General features: G+C 66.7%; 19 protein-coding genes and 1 tRNA gene. 12 read left to right on the forward strand and 8 right to left on the reverse strand.

Translation table 11 applies throughout. The annotated features are described in order from the left end of the window. The first annotated feature begins 19 nt into the window (after nucleotides 1–19). Nucleotides 20–1,087 (forward strand): LacI family DNA-binding transcriptional regulator, encoded by a 1,068-nt coding sequence (locus K3A84_RS12190; RefSeq protein WP_225009622.1) that lies wholly within the window; start codon nucleotides 20–22, stop codon nucleotides 1,085–1,087. Between the two features lie 15 nt (nucleotides 1,088–1,102). On the opposite strand, the gene K3A84_RS12195 is transcribed toward K3A84_RS12190, so the two are convergent. After that, on the reverse strand, nucleotides 1,103–2,752 hold the full coding sequence (locus K3A84_RS12195) for a choline dehydrogenase (protein ID WP_225009623.1): 1,650 nt from the start codon (nucleotides 2,750–2,752) through the stop codon (nucleotides 1,103–1,105). A gap of 269 nt (nucleotides 2,753–3,021) precedes the next feature. Between K3A84_RS12195 and K3A84_RS12200 the strand changes: the two genes are divergently transcribed. Both K3A84_RS12200 and K3A84_RS12205 read left to right on the forward strand, forming a co-directional pair. Further along, nucleotides 3,022–3,984: an alpha/beta fold hydrolase gene (locus K3A84_RS12200; protein WP_225009624.1), complete on the forward strand. Its 963-nt coding sequence runs from the start codon at nucleotides 3,022–3,024 to the stop codon at nucleotides 3,982–3,984. 12 nt (nucleotides 3,985–3,996) lie between these two features. After that, entirely contained in the window at nucleotides 3,997–5,517 is a 1,521-nt protein-coding gene (locus K3A84_RS12205) for an FAD-dependent oxidoreductase (protein ID WP_225009625.1), read from the forward strand. Between the two features lie 21 nt (nucleotides 5,518–5,538). On the opposite strand, the gene K3A84_RS12210 is transcribed toward K3A84_RS12205, so the two are convergent. From K3A84_RS12210 to K3A84_RS12225, 4 genes are all read right to left on the reverse strand, one after another. Further along, nucleotides 5,539–5,612 (reverse strand) — tRNA-Cys (locus K3A84_RS12210). 82 nt (nucleotides 5,613–5,694) lie between these two features. After that, nucleotides 5,695–7,080 (reverse strand): RNB domain-containing ribonuclease, encoded by a 1,386-nt coding sequence (locus K3A84_RS12215; RefSeq protein ID WP_225009626.1) that lies wholly within the window; start codon nucleotides 7,078–7,080, stop codon nucleotides 5,695–5,697. 51 nt (nucleotides 7,081–7,131) lie between these two features. Then, on the reverse strand, nucleotides 7,132–7,932 hold the full coding sequence (locus K3A84_RS12220; RefSeq protein ID WP_225009627.1) for a crotonase/enoyl-CoA hydratase family protein: 801 nt from the start codon (nucleotides 7,930–7,932) through the stop codon (nucleotides 7,132–7,134). Between the two features lie 118 nt (nucleotides 7,933–8,050). Beyond that, nucleotides 8,051–9,250 (reverse strand): LL-diaminopimelate aminotransferase, encoded by a 1,200-nt coding sequence (locus K3A84_RS12225; protein ID WP_225009628.1) that lies wholly within the window; start codon nucleotides 9,248–9,250, stop codon nucleotides 8,051–8,053. Between the two features lie 144 nt (nucleotides 9,251–9,394). On the opposite strand from K3A84_RS12225, the gene K3A84_RS12230 reads away from it, so the two are divergent. The 3 genes from K3A84_RS12230 to clpS all read left to right on the forward strand — a co-directional run bounded on the left by K3A84_RS12230 (nucleotide 9,395) and on the right by clpS (nucleotide 12,936). After that, a complete protein-coding gene (locus tag K3A84_RS12230) occupies nucleotides 9,395–11,269 on the forward strand; it encodes a PHA/PHB synthase family protein (RefSeq protein WP_225009629.1) in 1,875 nt (624 codons plus the stop codon). 171 nt (nucleotides 11,270–11,440) lie between these two features. Continuing rightward, complete coding sequence (gene phaP, locus K3A84_RS12235) at nucleotides 11,441–12,370, forward strand: phasin family protein (protein ID WP_225009630.1); 930 nt, start codon at nucleotides 11,441–11,443, stop codon at nucleotides 12,368–12,370. Nucleotides 12,371–12,528: 158 nt separating this feature from the next. Then, nucleotides 12,529–12,936 carry an ATP-dependent Clp protease adapter ClpS gene (clpS, locus tag K3A84_RS12240; protein ID WP_225009631.1) on the forward strand — a complete coding sequence of 136 codons (408 nt, stop codon included), beginning with the start codon at nucleotides 12,529–12,531 and terminating at the stop codon, nucleotides 12,934–12,936. A 25-nt stretch (nucleotides 12,937–12,961) separates the two neighbouring features. Here clpS and K3A84_RS12245 read toward each other — a convergent pair whose 3' ends face one another. Then, a complete protein-coding gene (locus K3A84_RS12245; RefSeq protein WP_225009632.1) occupies nucleotides 12,962–13,429 on the reverse strand; it encodes a hypothetical protein in 468 nt (155 codons plus the stop codon). Between the two features lie 256 nt (nucleotides 13,430–13,685). Here K3A84_RS12245 and lptF point away from each other — a divergent pair, with 256 nt between their 5' ends. Together lptF and lptG are read left to right on the forward strand one after the other, a co-directional pair. After that, complete coding sequence (lptF, locus tag K3A84_RS12250; protein WP_225009633.1) at nucleotides 13,686–14,927, forward strand: LPS export ABC transporter permease LptF; 1,242 nt, start codon at nucleotides 13,686–13,688, stop codon at nucleotides 14,925–14,927. Beyond that, on the forward strand, nucleotides 14,917–16,017 hold the full coding sequence (lptG, locus tag K3A84_RS12255; protein ID WP_225009634.1) for an LPS export ABC transporter permease LptG: 1,101 nt from the start codon (nucleotides 14,917–14,919) through the stop codon (nucleotides 16,015–16,017). The genes lptF and lptG overlap by 11 nt, the downstream gene beginning before the upstream one ends. A gap of 27 nt (nucleotides 16,018–16,044) precedes the next feature. Here the strand turns inward: lptG and K3A84_RS12260 are convergent, their stop codons facing one another. Then, a complete protein-coding gene (locus K3A84_RS12260; RefSeq protein ID WP_225009635.1) occupies nucleotides 16,045–17,139 on the reverse strand; it encodes a fatty acid desaturase family protein in 1,095 nt (364 codons plus the stop codon). 159 nt (nucleotides 17,140–17,298) lie between these two features. Here K3A84_RS12260 and K3A84_RS12265 point away from each other — a divergent pair, with 159 nt between their 5' ends. Together K3A84_RS12265 and K3A84_RS12270 are read left to right on the forward strand one after the other, a co-directional pair. Continuing rightward, entirely contained in the window at nucleotides 17,299–18,456 is a 1,158-nt protein-coding gene (locus K3A84_RS12265) for an N-acetyltransferase (protein WP_225009636.1), read from the forward strand. Nucleotides 18,457–18,550: 94 nt separating this feature from the next. Then, nucleotides 18,551–18,985, forward strand: coding sequence for a response regulator (locus K3A84_RS12270; protein ID WP_225009637.1), 435 nt, complete (start codon nucleotides 18,551–18,553; stop codon nucleotides 18,983–18,985). 237 nt (nucleotides 18,986–19,222) lie between these two features. Here K3A84_RS12270 and K3A84_RS12275 read toward each other — a convergent pair whose 3' ends face one another. Next, nucleotides 19,223–20,014, reverse strand: a complete 792-nt coding sequence (locus K3A84_RS12275; protein ID WP_225009638.1) for a Crp/Fnr family transcriptional regulator — start codon at nucleotides 20,012–20,014, stop codon at nucleotides 19,223–19,225. Between the two features lie 147 nt (nucleotides 20,015–20,161). Here K3A84_RS12275 and K3A84_RS12280 point away from each other — a divergent pair, with 147 nt between their 5' ends. Further along, entirely contained in the window at nucleotides 20,162–20,551 is a 390-nt protein-coding gene (locus tag K3A84_RS12280) for a response regulator (protein WP_225009639.1), read from the forward strand. Nucleotides 20,552–20,644: 93 nt separating this feature from the next. Further along, nucleotides 20,645–21,445, forward strand: coding sequence for a response regulator (locus K3A84_RS12285; protein WP_225009640.1), 801 nt, complete (start codon nucleotides 20,645–20,647; stop codon nucleotides 21,443–21,445). The last annotated feature ends 57 nt before the right edge of the window (nucleotides 21,446–21,502 follow it).

Here is a 21,502-nt window from a genome sequence, read left to right on the forward strand (position 1 = left end):
GGCACGTCACGACGGCACCATGAAAACGGGGGCGGTCAACTTGGCAGGGACGGGGCAATCTCAGGACAAGGCGGCGGCGCGGGAAAAGCCAGCCGTGCGCAGCATCGCCGATCTCGCCCGCATCGCGGGGGTGTCGGTCTCGACCGTATCGCGCGCGCTCACGGGCAAGGGCACGCTCAACGACAAGACGCGCGAACGCGTGCGTGCGCTGGCCGAAGAGCATGATTTCCGCCTCAACGTCGCCGCGCAGAACCTGCGCCTTGGCCGCACCGGCGCGATCGGCGTGCTGCTGCCGTTGGGGCACGAGCGCGGCCAGCAGCTGTCCGAACCGTTCTTCAGCGCCATGCTCGGCCATCTTGCCGATGAACTGGCCGCACGCGGCTTTGACCTGCTGCTGTCGCGTGTGCTGCCCGGCCGCGATTGCTGGCTCGATGATTTCGTCCGCTCGGGCCGCACCGACGGGGTGATCGTGATCGGCCAGTCCGACCAGAGCGCCGTGCTCGATGAAGTCGCAGGCCACTATCGCAACATGGTGGTCTGGGGCGCGCACGATCCGGCGCAGGCCTATGTCACCGTCGGGTCCGACAATGTCGCGGGGGGCGCGCTCGCCGCCAGGCACCTGCTCGGGCGTGGCCGCCGCAAGCTCGCCTTCTTCGGCCACCACCCCGCACCCGAATTCGTCGCGCGCGAACAGGGTTTTCTCGCCGCACTGCCCGAAGACTTGCGCGACGCGGTGCAGAGCGTGCCCGCCCACCTCACGCCCGAGGAAAGCTACGCCGCGGCAAGCGCCTATTTCGAAGCGGGCAACCGCCCCGACGGCGTGTTCGCCGCATCGGACATCATCGCCATGAGCGTGCTGGCCGCCGCCGCCGAACATGGCGTGTCGGTGCCCGCCGACCTGTCGGTGATCGGCTTCGACGACATCCTGCTCGCGCGGATCGCCACCCCGCCGCTCACCACCGTGCGGCAGGACATCGCCGAGGGCGCGCGCCTGCTGGTCGATCTGCTTCAGCGCCGGATGGCGGGCGAGGAAGACGTCGCCTCGGTCCAGCTCGAACCCGCGCTCATCGAACGCGAATCGAGCTGAACCCGATCCAGCCGGTCAGGCCGCGATCGGCGCTTCCTCGGGCGGCAGCGGCGCGCGGCCGCGAATCACGTCGGCGATCTTCTCCGCGATCATGATCGTCGGCGCATTGGTATTGCCGCCGATCAGGCCCGGCATGACCGAGGCGTCGACCACCCGCAGGCCCTCCAGCCCGTGCACCCGGCACTGTGCATCGACCACCGCCAGCGGATCGCTCGCCAGCCCCATCTTGCAGGTGCCTACCGGGTGATAGATCGTCTCGCCCTTGGCCCGAACCCAGGCGTCGATCTCTTCGTCGCTGCGGACCGCCTCGCCCGGCCAGATCTCCTCGCCACGATAGGGATCGAGCGCGCGCTGGCCCACTACCTCGCGCGCCATGCGAATGCCTTCGCGCACCGCGCGGCGGTCTTCCTCGGCGGCCATGAAGTTGCACAGGATCGCAGGGTCGGCATAGGGATCGGCCGCGGCCAGCGACACCGTTCCCCGGCTTTCCGGGCGCAACTGGCAGACGTGCATGGTGAAGCCATCGCGCTTCACCGAAACCTTGGCGTGTTCCTGCATGATCGCCAGCACGAAGTGCATCTGCAGGTCGGGCCGGTCGAGATCGGGCCGCGATTTCAGGAAGGCCCCCGCCTCCAGCCCGTTCTGCCGCCCCGTGCCCTTGCCGGTCAGCAGGTATTGCAGCCCTACCTTCAGCTGCCCCAGTCCCTTGATCTCGTTGTAGAGCGTGATCGGCTGGGTGCAGGCCCAGTTGAGCGTGACGTCCAGATGGTCCTGCAAATTCTGCCCCACGCCCTTCAGCGCATGGACCGGCGCCACCCCATGGCGCGCCAGCGCATCGGGATCGCCGATGCCCGAAAGCTGGAGGATCTGCGGCGATTGGAACGCGCCCGCACAGACCAGCACCTCGCGCGTGGCGCGCGCGCGCTGCACCGCCTTGCCCGGCCCCAGGCTGTATTCCACCCCGGTCGCGCGGCCCTGCTCCACCACCACGCGGTGCGTGCGCGCGCCGGTCACGATCGTCAGGTTCCTGCGCGTGCCCGCGATCGGCGCCAGATAGCCGCGCGCCGCGCTCCAGCGCTGGCCATCATGGATGGTCAACTGGTAGCGGCCAAAGCCCTCCTGCTCGAACCCGTTGAAATCCTGGGTGATCTTGTAGCCGGCCTGCCCGCCCGCCGCGATCACGCCGGCATAGAGCGGATGGTCCGAACGCTCGCCCCAGCTCACCTTCAGCGGCCCGCCCGCGCCATGGTGCGCGCTCGCCCCGTCCTGGAAGTCCTCGGCGCGGCGGAAATAGGGCAGCACGTCGGCATAGGACCAGCCTTCCAGCCCCATCTGCCGCCACTGGTCGTAGTCGCGCGCATGGCCACGCACATAGAGCATCCCGTTGATCGCCGAAGACCCGCCCAGCCCACGCCCACGCGGATGCCACATCCGCCGCCCGTCCATGTGCGGCTCGCTCTCGCTCCAGAAGCCCCAGTTGTGCTTGCTCTTCTTCTTGATCAGCGAGCCCACGCCCGCGGGCATCCGCACCAGCACCGAACCGTTGCGGCCCCCTGCCTCCAGCAGCAGCACCCTGACCGCCGGATCTTCGGAAAGCCGCGCCGCCAGCACCGATCCTGCGCTGCCCGCCCCGATCACGATATAGTCGAACGCCGCTTCGGCCATGCTTCTCTCACCCGCTCTTCGTCATTGTTGACATAGCGGTAAGTAATCCGGCGCGTCGACGCAAGCTTCTGTATCACCTGTCAGGTTTTCGATTGCACGACGCGCGAATCGCCCGCAATATATCACGCGATAAACAACTGCGGCGCAGGCGGCCCGGCCCGCGCAAGGCAGGAAACGATGGAGAGAGACGTGAAGCCGACAGCCCCCATCCGCCTTGCGCGCCTTGCGCCACATGCGAACCCGCGCCCCGCCCTGCGGGAGATCGCGGCATGAGCTGGCAGGGAGTGACCGAGCGCCGCATCGAAACAAACGGCATCACGCTCAACATCGCCGAAGCGGGTGAAGGCCCGCTTGTGCTGCTGCTCCACGGCTTTCCCGAAAGCTGGTATTCGTGGCGCCACCAGTTCGCCCCGCTGGCAGCGGCCGGCTATCACGTCGTCGCGCCCGACATGCGCGGCTATGGCAAGAGCGACAAGCCCGCGGCCATCGACGCCTACAACCAGGTCGAGGTCGTCAATGACATCATCGGCCTGATCCCGGCGCTGGGCTACGACACGGCCATCGTCATCGGTCACGATTGGGGCGCGCCCACCGCATGGGCCACGGCCCTGTTCCACCCGGACAAGGTGCGCGCGGTGGGCGGCCTGTCGGTGCCGTTCATGCCGCGCTCGCCGGTGCAGCCGATGCCGGCCATGCGCGCAATGTTCAAGGGCCAGTTCTTCTACCAGCTCTACTTCCAGGAGCCGGGCGTGGCCGAGGCCGAGTTCGAAAAGGACATCAGGACCGCGCTGCGCAAGTTCCTCGTCATGGCCGGGGGCGAAACCGATCTCGCCAGTCTGCCACCCAAGACCGAGCATGACGACATGCTGTCGAACCTGCCCGATCCGGCCGTCCTGCCCGGCTGGCTCAGCGAGGCGGATCTCGATTTCTATGCAGGCGAATTCGCCCGCTCGGGGATGCGCGGTCCGATCAACTACTATCGCAACCACGACCTCACCTGGCGGCTCACCCACGGCGCGCCGACGCAGATCCACCAGCCGGCCATGTTCGTCGCCGGGACGGCGGACGGCGTGGTGATGATGGCCGCCGCCGCGATCGAGGCCCTGCCCCAGACCGTGACCGACCTGCGCATCAACCGCATGATCCCGGGCATCGGCCACTGGACGCAGCAGGAAGCGCCCGACGCGGTGAACGCGGCCATCCTCGAATTCCTCCACATGATCGACGGCTGAAGGACTTACCCCATGACCGAAAAGGTACTGGTGATCGGTGCGGGCATCGGCGGCCTGTGCACCGCGCTGATGCTCGCCCCGTCGGGCCGCGAGATCGTGCTGCTCGAACGCGACGGCCCGCTCGAAACAGCCGACCCGGACGAGCTGTTCCGCAGCTGGAAGCGCAATGGCGTCGCCCATGTGCGGCAGAGCCACGCCTTCCTTGCGCGGCTGCGCTCGATCATGAAGCAGGAACATCCCGCCTTGCTCGACCAGCTGCTGGCCAATGGCGTGCGCGAACTGCCTTTCGAGATGATGCTGACGCAGGCGCAACAGCAGTCCTATCGCGCGGCGGCGACCGATGAGGAACTGACGATCGTCACCAGCCGCCGCACCACGCTCGAAATGACGATGCGGCGCTACGTCGAAACGCTGAGCAACGTCGAACTGCGCTGCGGCTTCAAGGTCCGCCGCCTCCTGACCCGCAAGGACGACGACGGCGTGATCGACGTTCGCGGTGTCGCGGGCGAATGGAACGGTGAGCCGGCGACGCTCCACGCCGACGTGGTGGTCGATGCCTCGGGCAAGGGCGGCAGCTCGATACGCCAGCTCATGGACGAAGGCGCGCGCATCCACGAGGAAAGCGAAAGCGCCGGAATCCTCTATTTCACCCGGCATTACCGGCTGCTGCCCGGCCAGGGCGAGCCGGACCGGCACGCCAATCCTCCCGCTTCGGGCGATCTGGGCTATCTCAAGTTCGGCATCTTCCCGGGCGATAACGGCAACTTCTCGGTCACCATCGCCATTCCCGAGGTCGAATCGGTGCTGCGCCAGGCGATCGCGGATCCCGAAATATTCCACGCCGTCACCCTGCAGCTGCCAGGACTGCAACCGTGGACCAATGCCACGCGGGCCGAACCGACCAGCCGCGTCATCGGCATGGGCGATCTGGTCAGCCGCTGGCGCGATCTGGTGGTCGATGGCAAGGCAGCCGCGCGCGGCTACTTCGCGCTGGGCGATACGCTGGTGCGGACCAATCCGCTCTATGGCCGGGGTTGCTCCTTCGCCGCGGTCAGCGCACAGGCGCTACGCCAGGTGCTCGACGCCGACGCCGATCCCACGGCGCGGGCGCTCGCCTTCCATCAGGCGATCCATACCGAACTGCTGCCCTACTACCTGAACCAGCGCCAGCAGGACCGCTCCGCGATCAAGCGCGCCCGCCGCGCGCTGGTGCCTAATGCGCGAACGCCGTTCAAGGCCCGCATGACGACCAGCTTCGTCGAGGACGGCATCCGCATAGCGCTGCGCTCGGACGTCCGCCTGATGCGCGAAGCGATGCGCGGCTTCCACATGCTGGAACATCCCGACCAGTGGCTGCGCAAGCCCCGCAACCTCGCCGGCGTGCTCTACTACTGGGCGCGCGGAAAGCGCCTCAACGCAGCGGCCTATCCGCCCGAACCGGGCCCGGGGCGCGAGGCCATGATGCACGCGCTGGGTCTCGACCACCGCGCCGACATGGACCTCGCCACACGCGAAACGACGCTGGCGGCATAGCAGAACGGAAAGTGGAAGAGATGGAGGCCCGAGCCGGAATCGAACCGGCGTAAACGGATTTGCAGTCCGGTGCGTAACCACTCCGCCATCGGGCCTCGATGCGCGCCGGATCGAAATCAGGCGTGTGGAAGGGCGCGGTTAGCCGAGGGCGCGCGTGCCCGCAACGGGATTCTTTCGTCAAATCGCAACGAACGTCAGCTGGCGGCTTTCGGGGCTGGCCTTGTCCAGCCGCACCGCCAGCTTCCGGCCCGGCGCGACGGGTTCGGGCAGCTTGGTGCGGGCGATGATCGGCAGGCTCTCCAGCTGGATTCGCGCGCTCGCGCCATCGCTGTCGGTGACGACCGCGTGAAAAGTCTCGCCCTCGCGCCCGTGCAGCATCACCGTTTCGGCAAGGTCCACCGCCGCCCGCTCGATCCGTGCCGCGATCGTGTCGGCCCGCGCCATCACCTCGGGCAGCCGGTCGAAAGCAGCGGTGACCGCATCGGGCACTGCCTCGCCATTGGCCAGCGCCAGCGCGGCCCGGATCACGTAGCGGTCGGCCAGCCGCCGCAGCGGCGCCGTGGCATGGACATAGGGCGCGGCGATAGCGGCGTGCCAGGGTTCGGCGCCGGGATGGTAGGGCGCATAGCCGGCCCCGCTGCCGGCACGCCGGATGGCCAGCATAAACGCCGCCTGCGCCGGGTCGGCCGCATCCAGGCCGCGCTCGAAGTCCTTGAGGTCCATGGCATCCGGCCAGCCGAGGCCCAGCGCCGACGCACTCTGGCGCAGCCGCGCAACCGCCTTCGCATCGGGGCCCGCCATCACCCGGAACAGCCCGGTACGATGCGCCAGCAGCGCCTTGGCGACGGCAAGGTTGGTCGCCAGCGACAGCGCTGCATTACGCTCTTCCGACAGCAGCATCGGGCGGTAGGCGAGCGCGAACCGCCCTTGCCCGAGGCCCACGACTTCCTGCTGCGGCGGATCGACCCGCGCAGCCCCGCGCCGATCCTCGGCGGCAGCGATGCGCCGGGCCAGCTCGGCAAACCCTTGAGGCAGATCGCTTTCCGCCACGCGGTCATAAGCCAGCTTGGCGCGGCTGCGCACCAGCGAACGCTCCACGCCATCAAGGCCGACCTCGCCATCGGGCGCGACGCGCACCGTGAAAACCACCGCCGGGCGGGGTCCGTCGGGCAGCAGGCTCGCTGCATTTTCGGCCAGAACCGGCGGGTAAAGCCCCGCCTTGCCATCGGGCAGGTAGAGCGTCTCGCCCCGGTGCCACGCCTCGATATCGACGGCATCGCCATCCTCGACGAACCACGCCACGTCCGCGATAGCATAGCGCAACAGCAGGTCGCTGCCCGTCTGCTCGATGGCGAAGGCCTGGTCGAGATCGGTCGACGTGGCAGGATCCAGCGTAACGAACGGCACGTCGGTCCGGTCGCGGTGCGCGGACGGTGTCTTCGCCGCCGCCCGCGTTGCCGCGGCGAGCACCTGCGGCGGGAACGAGGGCGGCACCGAGAACTCGGCGCGGATCGCATCAAGGCCCGTCTTCAGGATGCCTTTGGGGTCGTGCAGGGCCTTCATCGGTGCGGTTCAGGAGCCTTCAGGTGCCGTTCTGTAGCCGTTGGGTGTCGTTCAGGGATCGACGAATTCGGGCGCCCGCTTTTCCATCCCGGCGCGCACCGATTCCATCTGGTTCTGGGAATACATCAGTTCGATCTGGGCGAGGCTTTCGGCCATCAGCACCTGATCCGTGGCCATTTCCGGCACGCGATTGCACAGCGACTTGGAGGACCGCACCGCGGTCGGGCTCTTGCCCGCAATCTCGTGCGCCAGCGCCATCGCGCGGTCGAGCGGATTCTCGTCGACATGGGTGGCAAAGCCGAAGTCCAGCGCCTCGGCGCCCGAAAACTCGCGGTGGGTGTAGATCAGTTCGCGCAGCACATCGTCGCGCACGTTGCCGCGCCACAGCGCGAACCCCGCCATGTCGGGCACGAGGCCCCACTTGACCTCCATCACCGCCATGCGCGTCGCGGGATGGACGATGCGGATGTCCGGCCCGCTCGCCACCTGGAGCCCGCCGCCGAAGGCCACGCCATGCACCGCCGCGATCACCGGCATCGGCAACTTGCGCCACACCATCGCCGCCTGCTGCGGACGGTTGGCGTTGCCGTGGGTGCGATTGATCAGGGAATTTTCGCCGTCCCAGCGACTGGTGTTGCCAAGGCTCGACAGGTCGATCCCCGCGCAGAACGCCCGCCCCGCGCCCGAAATGACGACCGCGCGCACCCCGCGCTCTTCATGCAGGTGATGGCCCGCCGCGACGAGCGCTTCGAACATCGCATCGTCGAGCGCGTTCATCTTGTCCGCACGGTCCAACAGGACGTGCGCGACGTGGTTGTCGATGGTGATCGAAACGCGATCGTTGAAACGCATGGAAAATCCTCATCCGGTTATGGCTTTGCGCCATGGTTGCGCATCTGCCGCCAAGCGTAAAGCACCGGGAGAGGAAAAGAGGGCCGGAAGCGCAAAGCTCCCGGCCCGAATCAGGTATTTACGCCGCCGAGCTGTTGACGCCCATGCTCTGCAGGTAGCGCTTGATGTTGCGCGCAGCCTGGCGGAGGCGCTGCTCGTTCTCAACCATGGCGATGCGCACGAAGCCCTCGCCGTCCTCGCCATAGCCCACGCCCGGTGCAACCGCGACTTCGGCGTGGGTAAGGAGCTGCTTTGAGAACTCGAGGCTGCCAAGGTGCTGGAGCGCAGGCGGCAGCGGTGCCCAGGCGAACATCGAGGCCGGCGGGCTGGGGATTTCCCACCCGGCGCGACCGAACGCCTCGACCATCACGTCGCGGCGCTTCTGGTACAGCTCGCGGTTCTTGTCGACGATGTCCTGCGGGCCGTTGAGCGCGGCGCAGGCTGCAGCCTGGATCGGCGTGAACGCGCCGTAGTCGAGGTACGACTTCACCCGCTTTAGCGCGGCGATCAGCTTGGGGTTGCCCACTGCGAAGCCGACGCGCCAGCCTGCCATCGAGAAGGTCTTGGACATCGAGGTGAATTCCACCGCCACGTCCTTGGCGCCGGGCACTTCGAGGATCGAGCGGGTCGGGTTGCCGTCGAAGTACAGCTCGGAATAGGCAAGGTCGGACAGCACCCAGACCTTGTTTTCCTTCGCCCAGGCGACAAGCCGTTCGTAGAAGGCAAGGTCGACCGTCTCAGCCGTCGGGTTCGACGGGTAGTTGACGATCAGCACCGAGGGGCGCGGCACCGAATACTTCATCGCGCGGTCGAGCGAATCCCAGTAGCGCTCGTCGGGCGTGGTCGGCACCGAGCGGATCGTTGCGCCGGCAATGATGAAACCGAACGTATGGATCGGGTAGCTGGGGTTGGGCGCGAGCACGACATCGCCCGGCGCGGTGATCGCGGTGGCGAGGCTGGCAAGGCCCTCCTTCGACCCCATGGTCATGACCACTTCGGTTTCGGGATCGAGATCCACGTTGAAGCGGCGGCCATAGTAGTTGGCCTGGGCCTTGCGCAGGCCGGGAATGCCCGACGAGGCCGAATAGCCGTGCGCATCGGGCTTGCGCGCCACTTCGCACAGCTTGTCGATCACGTGCGCAGGCGGGGGAAGGTCCGGGTTGCCCATGCCGAGGTCGATGATATCCCGACCGGCGGCGCGTGCTGCGGCCCGCATGCCGTTCACTTCGGCGATGACGTAAGGCGGCAGGCGCTTCATGCGGTAGAATTCTTCGTCCACGACAGTTTACTCGTTTGATGCGGCTGGATTGCCGCGAGGCCGCCTTACGCCAATCGTCCGGCCAAGGGAACCTTGTGGCTAACAACCGCAGCGAAGGCGTGTATAGACAGGGCAAGCCCCCGAAGACCCCCGACCGGAGCGCCGATGAACCAGGACAAGACCCCGCCCGCCAATGACGACAGCGCGGTGATGGAGGACCTGATGCGGATGCAGGGCCAGACGCTGCAGGCGATGTTCGCCCCCTTCCTGCCCACGCACGACAGCAAGCCACCCACGCCGACCGACCTTCAGCACTGGGCGATGTCTGCGGCCAAGCTGCAGAAGATGTGGCTCGATTTCGGGGCAGAGCAGGCCGGCGCGCTCGAACCGATGCTGGCGCGGCTGGGCGGGGGCGATCAGTGGTCGTCGCTCGCCTCGCAGTGGCTGGGCGCGCTGCCGCTGGGCATGGCCGAAGTGCAGGCCCGGCTGTGGGACGAAAGCACCGCGCTGTGGACCTCGGTGCTGGCCCACTATGCCGGGGGCAAGCCCAAGCCCGACGCCGAGCTGCCACGCAAGGACCGGCGCTTTGCGGATCCGCGCTGGCGCGACCAGCCGGTGTTCGCACTGCTGCACCAGACCTACCTGCTGCTGTCCGAGCGGATCAACGCCATGGCGGCCGAGGCCGAGGGACTGAGCGCGGACAAGAAGGCGCAGCTGCGCTTTGTGACCAAGGTGATCACGGACGCGCTCAGCCCGGCGAACTTCCCGCTGACCAACCCGGTGGTGATCGAACGCACGCTGGAGATGAAGGGCGAGAATCTGGTCAAGGGTGCCGAGCACCTGCTGGCTGACTTGCGCAAGGGCCAGCTGACCCACACCGACCCGCACGCCTTCGAGCTGGGGCGGAACATCGCCGCCACGCCCGGCAAGGTGGTGCACGAAACGCCGCTGTTCCAGCTGATCCAGTATTCGCCCGTCACCGACGAGGTGCTGGAAGTGCCGCTGGTGATCTTCCCGCCTTGGATCAACCGCTTCTACATCCTCGACCTCAACCCCAGGAACAGCTTCATCCGCTGGGCGGTGGCGCAGGGTCTGACGGTGTTCGTGGTCTCGTGGAAATCGGCCGACGCCAGCATGGCCGAGGTGGTCTGGGACGATTACGTGCGGGCGCAGGTCGAAGCGATCGACGTGGTGCGCGCGCGGCTGGACGTGCCGGCCGTCCACACCATCGGCTATTGCGTGGCGGGCACCACGCTGGCCGCCACGCTGGCGCTGCTGGCGCGGCGCGGCGAGGCCGACAAGGTCGCCTCGGCCACGTTCTTCACCGCGCAGGTCGATTTCGAGAAGGCGGGCGATCTCAAGAACTTCATCGACGAAGGGCAGATCAAGATGCTCGAAGGGCTGGCCAGCGACGGCGTGCTCGACGGGCGGTTCATGGCCCTGACCTTCAACCTGCTGCGCGGGCCGGACCTGATCTGGAACTACGTGGTCAACAACTACCTGCTGGGGCAGGACTACCCCGCGTTCGACCTGCTGCACTGGAACGGGGACACCACCAACCTGCCGTTCAAGTGGCAGAAGGCCTATCTCGAAGACCTGTACCGCGACAACCGGCTGGTGGTGCCTGATGCGATCACCATCGACGGCACGCCGATCGACCTGCGGCAGATCGCCACGCCCTGCTACATCCAGGCCGGGCGCGAGGACCATATCGCGCCTGCCGAAAGCGTGTGGAAGCTGACGCGGCACCTCGCCGGGCCGTGGCGATTCGTGCTGGCGGGATCGGGCCACATCGCCGGGGTGGTCAACCCGCCCGAGGCGGGCAAGTACCAGTACTGGCTCGCACCGGGCAGTCCGGCGACGCTGGATGAATTTGTTGCAACCGCGCAAGAGACCCGTGGCAGCTGGTGGCCCGACTGGATCGAATGGATCGAAGCGCGCGCGCCCGGGCGGGTTGCCGCGAAGGGCAAGCGCAAGCCCGGCGGGCGCGGGGACAGGGTGATCGAGGACGCGCCCGGACGCTACGTCAAGACGCGCTGATCGGGCATCAGGTACACAGGCTCAAGGGCACTGCGGTCCATACCTATACAATTGTGCAGTGCACAAAATCCCTTGACTCGGAAGGCGCGATGCCTATTTTGTGCAGTGCAGCAATGAGGCGTGCCGGATCGTCCGGCTCACGTCATGCTGCAATTGCAGGAGTTGCCAGCAATGGCCGACGAATCGATCGAACCGACGACCGAACCCACCGCAGCGATCCCCGCTGACGCCAGCACCGCTGTCGTCGCCGAAACCGCTCCGGTCGAACCGGTTCTCGAAGTAGCCGCCGTCGAGCCCGAAGCAGCACTTCCGGTCGACAGCGTTCCCGCCAAGAGGACGCCCGGCCGCCCACGCAAGACGCAGACCGAGAAGGCGCAAGCCGAGGCGGGGCCGTCCTCCATCGAAACCGAGATCGCCCCCGTGGCGGTCGAAGCGCCGGTGGCCGCGGAGTCCAGCCTCACGACCGAGCCGACCGTCGATGTGGTCACGCCCGCCCTTCCCGCCAAGCGCGCCCCGCGCGCTGCCGCCGGGAAGAAGCGCGTGCCCGCGCCGAAGGCCGCCCCGGTCGCCCGCAAGCAGGCCGCTCCCGCGCCTGAAAAGGCGCCTGCGGCCCGGACTACCCGCGTGACCATCGCCGCCGCCGCGCCCAAGCGCAGCGCCCCGGCTTCCAGGAAGGAACACTTTGCCATGACCACCGCCAACGCATTCACCGAAAAGTTCCAAACCTCGTTCAAGGACGCCAGCGAAAAGGCCAAGGCCGCTTTCGGCGACATGGGCGAGTTCACCAAGGGTAACGTCGAAGCCGTCGTCGCTTCGAGCAAGATCCTCGCCACCGGCCTGCAGGAAATGGGCAAGAGCTACGTCGCCGAGACGAAGACGGCTGCCGAAACCTTCACCACCGAGCTGAAGGGCCTCGCCACCGCCAAGTCGCCGACCGAATTCTTCGAAAAGCAGTCGGCCCTGCTGCGCAAGCAGTTCGACGCCGCCGTAGCGGCCAGCTCGAAGAACAGCGAAGCCGTTCTCAAGCTCGCCAACGAAGCGTTCCAGCCGATCTCGACCCGCGTCAGCCTCGCGGTCGAAAAGATCAAGCAGGCCGCCTGATTTCAGGCCGGCGGCACACGCCGCCGGCTCTGAACCGATAGACGGACCGGCGGGGCAACCCGTCCGGTCCGTTTGTCGTTTCGGTAAGGACTTTGCCGCAGACCGGCGCTCGGCACTTGAACCCGAGGCTCGGCAATGCGATATTTCAGCCCAGCACCATGACAGATCCCCACCATCGTCCCTTCGCCCCTGCGGCGCCCGTTTCGCGCGTGATCGCGCCCTTGCGCGTCCACGCTGCCGACGATGGCGATTCGCGCGGGCCCGGCGGGGACGACCTGATCGGCATCGCCACCAAGACGCGCACCCGGCCCAAGAAGCCCAGCATGTTCAAGGTGCTGATGCTGAACGACGATTACACCCCGATGGAATTCGTGGTGCTGGTGCTCAAGCGCTTCTTCCACATGGATCTGGAGCAGGCGACGCGGGTCATGCTCCACGTCCACCAGAAGGGCGTGGGCGTCTGCGGGATCTTCCCTTACGAAATCGCCGAAACCAAGGTGAACCAGGTGATGGACTTCGCCAAGCAGAACCAGCACCCGCTGCAATGCACGCTGGAAAAGGCCTGATTCCCTGACGCCAAATCCCAGATGCTCAGTGCGCGGCCCCGTTGGGCGGCGCCTCGCGTCCCAATGCGCGCAGCAGCGCCGCGACGATCGCCATGCTGAGCGTGTTCGCGCCGCGTGAATGCGCGCCGACGCCGCCGGGCAGCACGACTTGCGCGATATGCCCGCCATCGCCCAGCCGCCCGCAGGTATAGACCGAGCGCGCGGGCAGCAGCGCCATCGCCGCACTTTCGTAGGCGCCCGAATCGGCCAGCAGCCCCGCCCACATCGCCTTTATCTGCGGCGCTGAACAGTTGGCGGGCGCGGTGCCGGGGGCCGAGCCGCCGAGCAGGTGGAGCACTTGCGCCAGTCCCCAGCGCTGGCGCTCGATTTCGAGCCCCTCGCATGTATCGGCCAGCAGTTCGAGGTCCATGGGTTGCGCAACCGCCTTCATCCGGAGAAAATCGCTCCAGCCGGCGTCCTCGCCATCTTCTCGTCCGCCGAACGGCACTGGCATTCGCCTCCCTGAATTGTTTGCGTCGCGGCGGGAACCACTTGCGGAAACGGGCGTTTGCCGCAGGTTGTCTGACGCCGAACCTGAAATTAGCCCCGCATTTAGTTATCCGCAAGCATTAACTTTGGTTATGACTTGTGACCTGATCCGCTGCGCCGTTCCGGTTTTTTCCCTTCCGCCCGCGCGCCAACCGGGCTAGGCATCCCGGCCAATCCGGCGAACTGCGTCGCCGCCCGCAGCCGAAGGCCTCCGAGCGCCCGTGAAGTTCATCACCGCCACCGACAAGTACATCGCCCGGCTTGTGATCGTGCCGATGCTGGCGGTGTTCGTCATCGCTGCCTCGCTGCTCGTGCTCGACAAGATGCTCAAGCTGTTCGACTTCGTGGCGACGCAGGGCGGGCCGGTGACGGTCGTGTTCAAGATGCTGGCCAACCTGCTCCCCGAATATGCCAGCCTCGCCATTCCGCTCGGCCTGATGCTCGGCATCCTGTTCGCGTTCCGCAAGCTGGCGACATCATCAGAGCTGGACGTGATGCGCGCGGTCGGGCTGTCCTACACCCGGCTGCTGCGCGTGCCCTACCTTTTCGCGCTGGCGCTGGCCGCGCTCAACCTCGCGATCGTCAGCTACATACAGCCGCTGTCACGCTACTACTACGAACAGCTCAACTACGAGCTGCGCTCGGGCGCGCTGGGCGCATCGATCAGGGTGGGCGAGTTCAACGCGCTGCAGGACCGCACCGCGCTGCGCGTCGAATCGAGCCGCGACGAGGGCCGTGACCTGCAGGGCATCTTCGCGCGCATCTCGTCCGACAAGGGCCAGACACTGGTGATTTCGGCGCGCGAGGGGCAGTTCTTCGCCAATCGGGAGAATCCGGACACCGTGATCCTGCGGTTGACCGACGGCCAGATCGTGCAGGACGGCCCCGGCATTGCCAGCCCGCGCGTGCTTTCGTTTGCCAGCCACGACCTGCCGATCGACCTGCCCAAGATCGAGCAGTTCCGCCAGCGCGGCGACAAGGAGCGCGAATACTTCCTGCCCGAACTGCTGCGCATCGGCTGGTCGAACGAGGCGAGCAACCTCGCCCGCGCGCAGAGCCGGGCAAGCTTCAACTTCCGCATCACCGAAGTGATGATGATGTTCCTGCTACCGCTGCTGGCGGTGGCGCTGGCGGTCCCGCCCAAGCGCTCGACATCGGCGCTGGGCGTGTTCCTGTCGATCGTGATGGTGGTCGCCTACCACAAGGTGAACCAGTACGGGCAGGATGTCTCCAGCCTCGGCAAGATCGACCCCACGCTGGCGCTGTGGGGGCCGTTCGCGCTGTTCGCCCTGCTGATCATGTGGATGTACTGGCGCATCGCCTATGTCCCGGGCGGCCAGCCGATCGGTGCGCTCGAAACCGGCTTCGCCAAGATTTCCAAGCGCCTTGGCAAACTGTTCGGGCCACGCAAACTGCCCGACCAGCCGGAAGAGGACAATGCGGGAGCCGCCAGTGCAGCTTGAGTTCTTCCCCTCGCGCACGATGACGCTCTACATCGCCAAGATGTTCGCGACGCGCATCGTCGCAGTGCTGCTGATGCTGGTGCTGGTGCTGCAGATGCTCGACCTGCTGAGCGAGAGTGGCGACATCCTGGCCGCGCCCGGCAACGGGCAGGCGCAGCTGCTGACCTACGTCAGCCTGCGGATGCCGCAGCTGATCAGCCGCTTCCTGCCCTATTCGGTACTGCTGTCGACGATCATCACGCTGATGACGCTCAACCAGAACAGCGAAGTCATCTCGATGAAGGCGGCGGGCCTTTCCGCGCACCAGATCCTTGCGCCGCTGTTCCTCGTCGCGCTGGTAGTGTCGGGCGTGACCTTCGTGTTCAACGAACGCGTCGTGACTCGCTCAAACGCGACGATGAAGGCCTGGCAGGCGGTCAAATATGGCCCGATCCCGCGCGATGGCGACGTGAAGGCGAACGTCTGGCTGCAGGATGGGCAGAACATCCTGTTCGCCAAGTCGATCGAAGGCCGGGGCGATGCCATGCGCATGGTCGACGTCAGCTGGTATCGCCGCGATCCTACCGGCATGGTCACCGAGATCGTGCGCAGCGCGCAGGCGACCTATGCCAAGCCGGGCTGGACCTTTACCGATCCCACCTCGTTCGACGTGCAGAGCGCGCGCCGCACGAAGATGCAGGGCCGCAAGGTCTACGCGCCACTGGTGGAACCTTCGCAAGTGGTGCTGCGCCGCGCCGATGCGGACGCGGAATCGTTGCCGCGCCTCTCCGCCTCGATCGCCGCGATCCAGGAGGCGGGCTATCGCACCACAGAGCTTGAAGGCAAGTGGTGGCACAAGATCTCGGGCCCGCTCTCGGCGCTGCTGATGCCGCTGCTGGGCGCGATCGCGGCCTTCGGCCTCGCCCGCTCGGGCGCGCTGTTCGTGCGCGCGGTGATCGGCATGGCGCTGGGCTTTGCCTACTTCGTGGTCGATAATGCTGCGCTGGCGATGGGCAACTTCGGCGGTTACCCGCCGATGCTGGCTGCATGGGCGCCGTTCCTGCTGTTCCTGCTGATCGGCGAGACGGTGCTGGTCCGCACCGAAGAATAAGGCTGACCCGGGAATAGCGGCGCCGTTTCAGGCGCCGCGCTTCATCGAGCTTTTCGCCAGCCGCGCAAGCATCGGGAACAGCCCCGGATAGTTGGCCGCCTCGTAAGTCGATTCCGCGCCCAGATGCGCGCGCAGGCGGCGGTGGCATTCGGCCAGCGAATGATACGGCATCGACGGCAGCAGGTGGTGCAGCGCGTGATAGCGCAGGCCCACCGGCGCCCAGATCGCCGTGAACATCGCAGGCGGCGGCACATTGACCGAATCGAGGTACTGGCCCGTCACCGACATGACCTCGCCCTCGTTCTCCCACAGGTGGGCGACAAGCGTGCGGATCTGGTTGAGCATGGCCGTGGCCGACAGCACCGCGATGCCCACCAGCAGCGGGCGCCAGTCGTGCGTGGCCGACCAGCCGAGCACGAACCACGCCCATGCGGTGGAGCCCAGTTCCTGCCAGAACACCATACGCGCGAAGTCGCCTTCGGGCTTGCGGCGGCGGTACTGCGGGTTGATCGACAGCGCCGAGGCGCGCTCCCACACCAGGTCACGCAAGGGGGGGATCACCGCGCCCAGCGGCACCAGAACCGCCGAGCGGATCAGCAGGCCGATCGGCAGCAGCAGCGCGGTCAGCGCGAACACGGGGAGCGTCCACGGCTTCATCAGCGCGAGCGGCAGGTATTCGGGATCTTCCAACGTGCCATAGCGGGTGCGCGCGTGGTGCAGGGTGTGGACGTTCTCGTACATGAACGACGGAATCAGCACCGGAATGCCGACCAGCACATTCCAGCCGAAGCGGAAGCCGGGCAGCGCATCGCGGTGGATGTGCGTCAGTTCATGGATGAACAGCAGCGCGCGATAGAGCGCGACGGCGGACAGCGCCCCCAGCAGCACCATGGCGAGCGGCTGCGTGGTCGTGATCGCGCCATATAGCGCCAGATAGCCGATCGCGGCGGAGGCCAGCATGTCGGGCCAGTAGATCTCGGGCCGGGCACTGGCGATGTCGCGCGTCAGGTCGGCTGCCGCGCGCAGCATGACCTTGTCCTCGGGCATGCCGGCAAGTCCGCGGGACAGCGTGGGCGTTGCCGTCGTCGAGGCGGTGAAATCGAGCGTATCGGAGGCAATCATCGCAATCGTTCCAGTCTGAAGCGGGCCTGTCGGGGGCCGCTCTGGGTCCGGCCGTCTTCGCTTGCCGGGGTGTGAAAGTCGCGGTGCGGCTTGACAAGCCAGCGCACGAGACCGCACTTCGCCCGGACCCGCCTCCTAGAAACAAACAAAGGCAAGATCGTGGCACAGGCCGAAGTAGTCATCACTCCCGTCGCCAGCAAGGCCGACCGCGCCGCGTTCGTCGATCTCGCCTATCGCATGAACGCGAACGATCCCGCGTGGGTGCCGCCGCTGCGCATGGAAGCGCTGGAACTGGTGACGCCGGGCAAGAACCCGTTCTTCGACCACGCCGACGTGCAGCTGTTCCTCGCCCGCCGCAATGGCGCGGTGGTGGGTCGTATTTCGGCGCATATCGACCATCTCGCCACGGCGATGGACCCGTCGCAGGGCATGGGGCCGGGCACGGGCAACTGGGGCCTGCTCGAAGCCGAGGACGAGACGGTGGCGCAAGGGCTGATCGCCAAGGCCGAGGAGTGGCTGCGCGCCAAGGGCATGACCCGCGTGCTCGCGCCGCTGTCGATGTCGGTGTGGGAGGAACCGGGCCAGCTGACCAAGGGCTTCGACCAGCCGCCGACCGTGATGATGGGCCACCAGCCCAAGCGCTACGACGATTACATCAAGGCGGCGGGCTATGAACCGGCCAAGACGCTCAAGACCTACGAGCTGGACATCACCAAGGAATTTCCGCCACTGATCCAGCGGATCATTTCCTCGGGCGAAAAGAACGCCAAGATCCGCATCCGCAACGTGGACAAGAGCAAGTTCGATTCCGAAGCGGCGCTGATCCTAGACATTCTCAACGATGCCTGGTCGGACAACTGGGGCTTCGTGCCCTTCACCGACCGCGAGATCGCCTACGCCGGCAAGAAGTTCAAGCCGATCGTGCGCGAGGACCTGATCATGATCGCCGAGTACGAGGGCGAGCCGGTAGCGTTCATGATGACGCTGCCCGATCTCAACGAAGTGCTGCAGCCGATGGGCGGTAAGCTGTTCCCCTTCAACTGGGCCAAGCTGCTGCTGTGGCTGCGCAAGCCGCGCCCGCGCACCATGCGCGTGCCGCTGATGGGCGTGCGCAAGAAGCTGCAATCCTCGCGCCTCGCCAGCCAGCTTGCCTTCATGATGATCGAATACATCCGCCGCAATTCGGTGACGCGCTATGGCTCGACCCGTGGCGAGATCGGCTGGATCCTTGAAGACAACCAGGGGATGGTTGCGATCGCCGATGCGATCGACAGCCACGTCAACAAGGAATATGAAATCTACGCCAAGCCGCTCTGAACCAGAACGGTGCGGCGGGAACGCCCCTGCCCCGCCGGCGTTCGGCGAGAGGGGGCGGCCGTCCGGCCGCCTTGGGCCGGGTTAGGATATGACAATGACGAGCAAGCGTTCCGCGCGCGGCGACACGGTCCCGTTGGGGCGGGCGCTGATCGTCGAGGACGACGCGCTCGTCGCCATGGACATGGCCGCCGCCCTGACCGACGGCGGCGCGAAACGGGTCGCCATCTGCGCATCGATCAGCGCCGCCTTGCAGGAAATGGAGCGCATGCCACCGGACGTGCTGGTGCTCGACGTGCGCCTTGCCGACCGTGACGATGGCTGGTCGCTGGCGGAACTGGCCATGCAATTGAGCTCGGTCCCACCGCTGATCGTGTTCTCCACCGCCACGCCGGGCAGCATCCCGGCCGAAACCGCCGCGCTTGGCCACGTGCTGGCCAAGCCCTTCCCTCCCGAAGCCCTCGTCCGTCTGGTGCGCGAACATCGCGCGCCCCCCGGTCTGCTCGCCCGTTTGCGAGGCGCCAGGGGCTGATCGCAGGTCGATCCTGACCCACGGGTGCCGCTGCTGTAAAGCGCCGCCACCAAGGCAAAAAAAGGCCTCCGTCGGACTAGCCGGCGGAGGCCTTTCGGGATCGTATCACCAGCCGCTTGGACGGGAGGGGGGGTCTCGGCGGTGACATGACCTAAACGAGCGCCCGTATGAGTGGTTCCAGCAAGGTAGAAATTTTTCCGAAAAAAATTTCGATCCACTCAACCCTTTGAAAACACCCTATATATATGGCCTCTTGAGCGACACATCGACTTCCATTCCCGCAAAGGCGCGCGCGGCGGCCAAGTCCGGAACGATGATCGTCGACAGGCTCCAGTCCACCAGCCCCTGTCGGCGCAGCGCCTGCAGCGAACGGTTGGTGTGGACCAGTGACAGGCCGAGCATGTCCGCGATCTGGCTTTGCGTCACGGTCAGCGCCAGCACGCCTTCGCGCGATACGCCCGTCGCCGCGCCGCGCTGGACGAGGAACACCGCGAGGTAGGCCAGCCGCTCCTGGGCGCTGCGCTGCCCCAGCGACACGATATGCTCCTCGAGCGCGGCCTCCTCGCGCGAGGCGAGCCAGGTCAGGTCGAACGACAGGCGTGGGTGCGTGGTGGCAAGGTCGAAGAAGCGGTCGCGCGGGAAGATACACAGGCGCGTGTCGGTCATTGCCTCCACCCCGTGGCTCAGTTCGGCATCGAACGCCGCCTGCAAGCCGATCAGGTCGCCGGGAAACAGGAAGTTGAGGATCTGCCGCCGACCGTCCTCGAGCAAGCGGTAGCGGATCAGCACGCCCTGCAGCACGGTATAGAGCCGGTTGGCACGCGCGCCTTGGCGCATGACCTGTTCGCCGCGGGCAAACCGCGCCTCGCCCGCCTTGTAAGCCTCGATCCATTCGCGCTGCGCGAGCACGGGCGCGGTCAGCCCGGCGCAATCCTGCAGGGGGCATTCGCGACACAGGATGCGATCCGGGACGGAAAGCCGGATGCTCTCGCTGGCTGCGGATTGGAGTCCATGTTCCTTGTCTGCCATCACTTTTTCCGAACTGCTCGACGGCTGGCACGGATCGACAGCCCCCGATTCGCCCCTGTCCCGCCCAAGCCAGGCGTGCGATGTCAAATGACACTGTGCCCCTCCCGGTTCCCGGTTACGCCTGCGCCGACAACAGCGGAGAGCGAGATGGAACGACAACGCGATACCGCCGAAGGGGGTTGCGGCGAACCGCGCAAGGTGCTCGTCGTCGAAGACAACCTGCTCGTTGCCATGGAGATCGAGGACGCCCTGCTCGCCCATGGTCTGACCGTCGAAATTGCCGAGACGGTGCAGGCCGCCGAACAGTGCATCGGCCGCACCCTGTTCGGTGCGGCGCTGGTCGATTGCCGCCTGCCCGACGGCCACGCCCATGACATCGCGCTGCGGCTGGAAGCGCGCGGCACGCGCGCCGCGCTGGTGACGGGGTCCGATGCCACGGGCCTGCCATCCGCGATCGCGCACCTGCCCCTTTTCGACAAGCCGGTCCCGGCGTGGGTGCTGGCAGAATGGGTGCTCGCCGCGCTGCGGGAACGCTGATCCACCGCACCGGGAACCTGCGGGCTTGGTGCGGGAACCTTTTACGGCTTACAAGCGTTGCGTCGTGCATCGAGTATCCGGGAAGGGGTATCAATGTCGCTGGGTGCCAAAGTCGCCGCCAATCTGCCGTATCTCCGCCGCTATGCCCGCGCCCTGACGGGCAGCCAGGCCACCGGCGACGCCTTCGTGCGCGCCACGCTGGAAGCCGCGCTGGCCGACGACACGCTTCGCTCGCAGATCGGCGAGGGCCGCGTCGCGCTCTACCGCGCGTTCAACGCCGTGTGGTCGAGCGCCTTCGTCGACACCAATGACTATTCGGGCGGCACCCCCGTCGGAGCGCACGAGATCGCCGCGCAGGATCGCCTGTCGCGCATTACCCCGCTCAATCGCCAGGCGCTGCTGCTGACCACGCTTGAGGACTTCTCGATCGACGAAGCCGCCACGATCATGGATCGCAGCGAACAGGACGTGGAGGATCTCGTCCAGGAAGCGATCGAGGAAATCGACCGCGAGAGCGCCACCTCGGTGTTGATCATCGAGGACGAACCGCTCATCTCGATGCAGCTCGAAGACCTCGTCCGCTCGCTCGGCCACGATGTTTGCGGCATGGCCGCCACCCGCACCCAGGCCCGCGAGATCGTGGCGCAGGAAACGCCCGGCCTAGTGCTCGCCGACATCCAGCTCGCCGATGGCAGTTCGGGGCTCGACGCGGTGGACGATATTCTCGCGATCGCGCAAGTGCCGGTCATCTTCATCACCGCCTATCCCGAACGCCTGCTGACCGGCGACCGGCCCGAGCCGACCTACCTCATCACCAAGCCGTTCCAGGAATCGACGGTACGCGCCGCGATCAGCCAGGCGCTGTTCTTCGGATCGAGCCGCCCGCTCGCCTGAACCCCGCCGCCGACACCATCCGACGGCCGCTCCTGCAAAGGGGCGGCCGTTGTCGTA

It is taken from the genome of Novosphingobium percolationis, assembly GCF_020179425.1.
Taxonomy (GTDB): domain Bacteria; phylum Pseudomonadota; class Alphaproteobacteria; order Sphingomonadales; family Sphingomonadaceae; genus Novosphingobium; species Novosphingobium percolationis.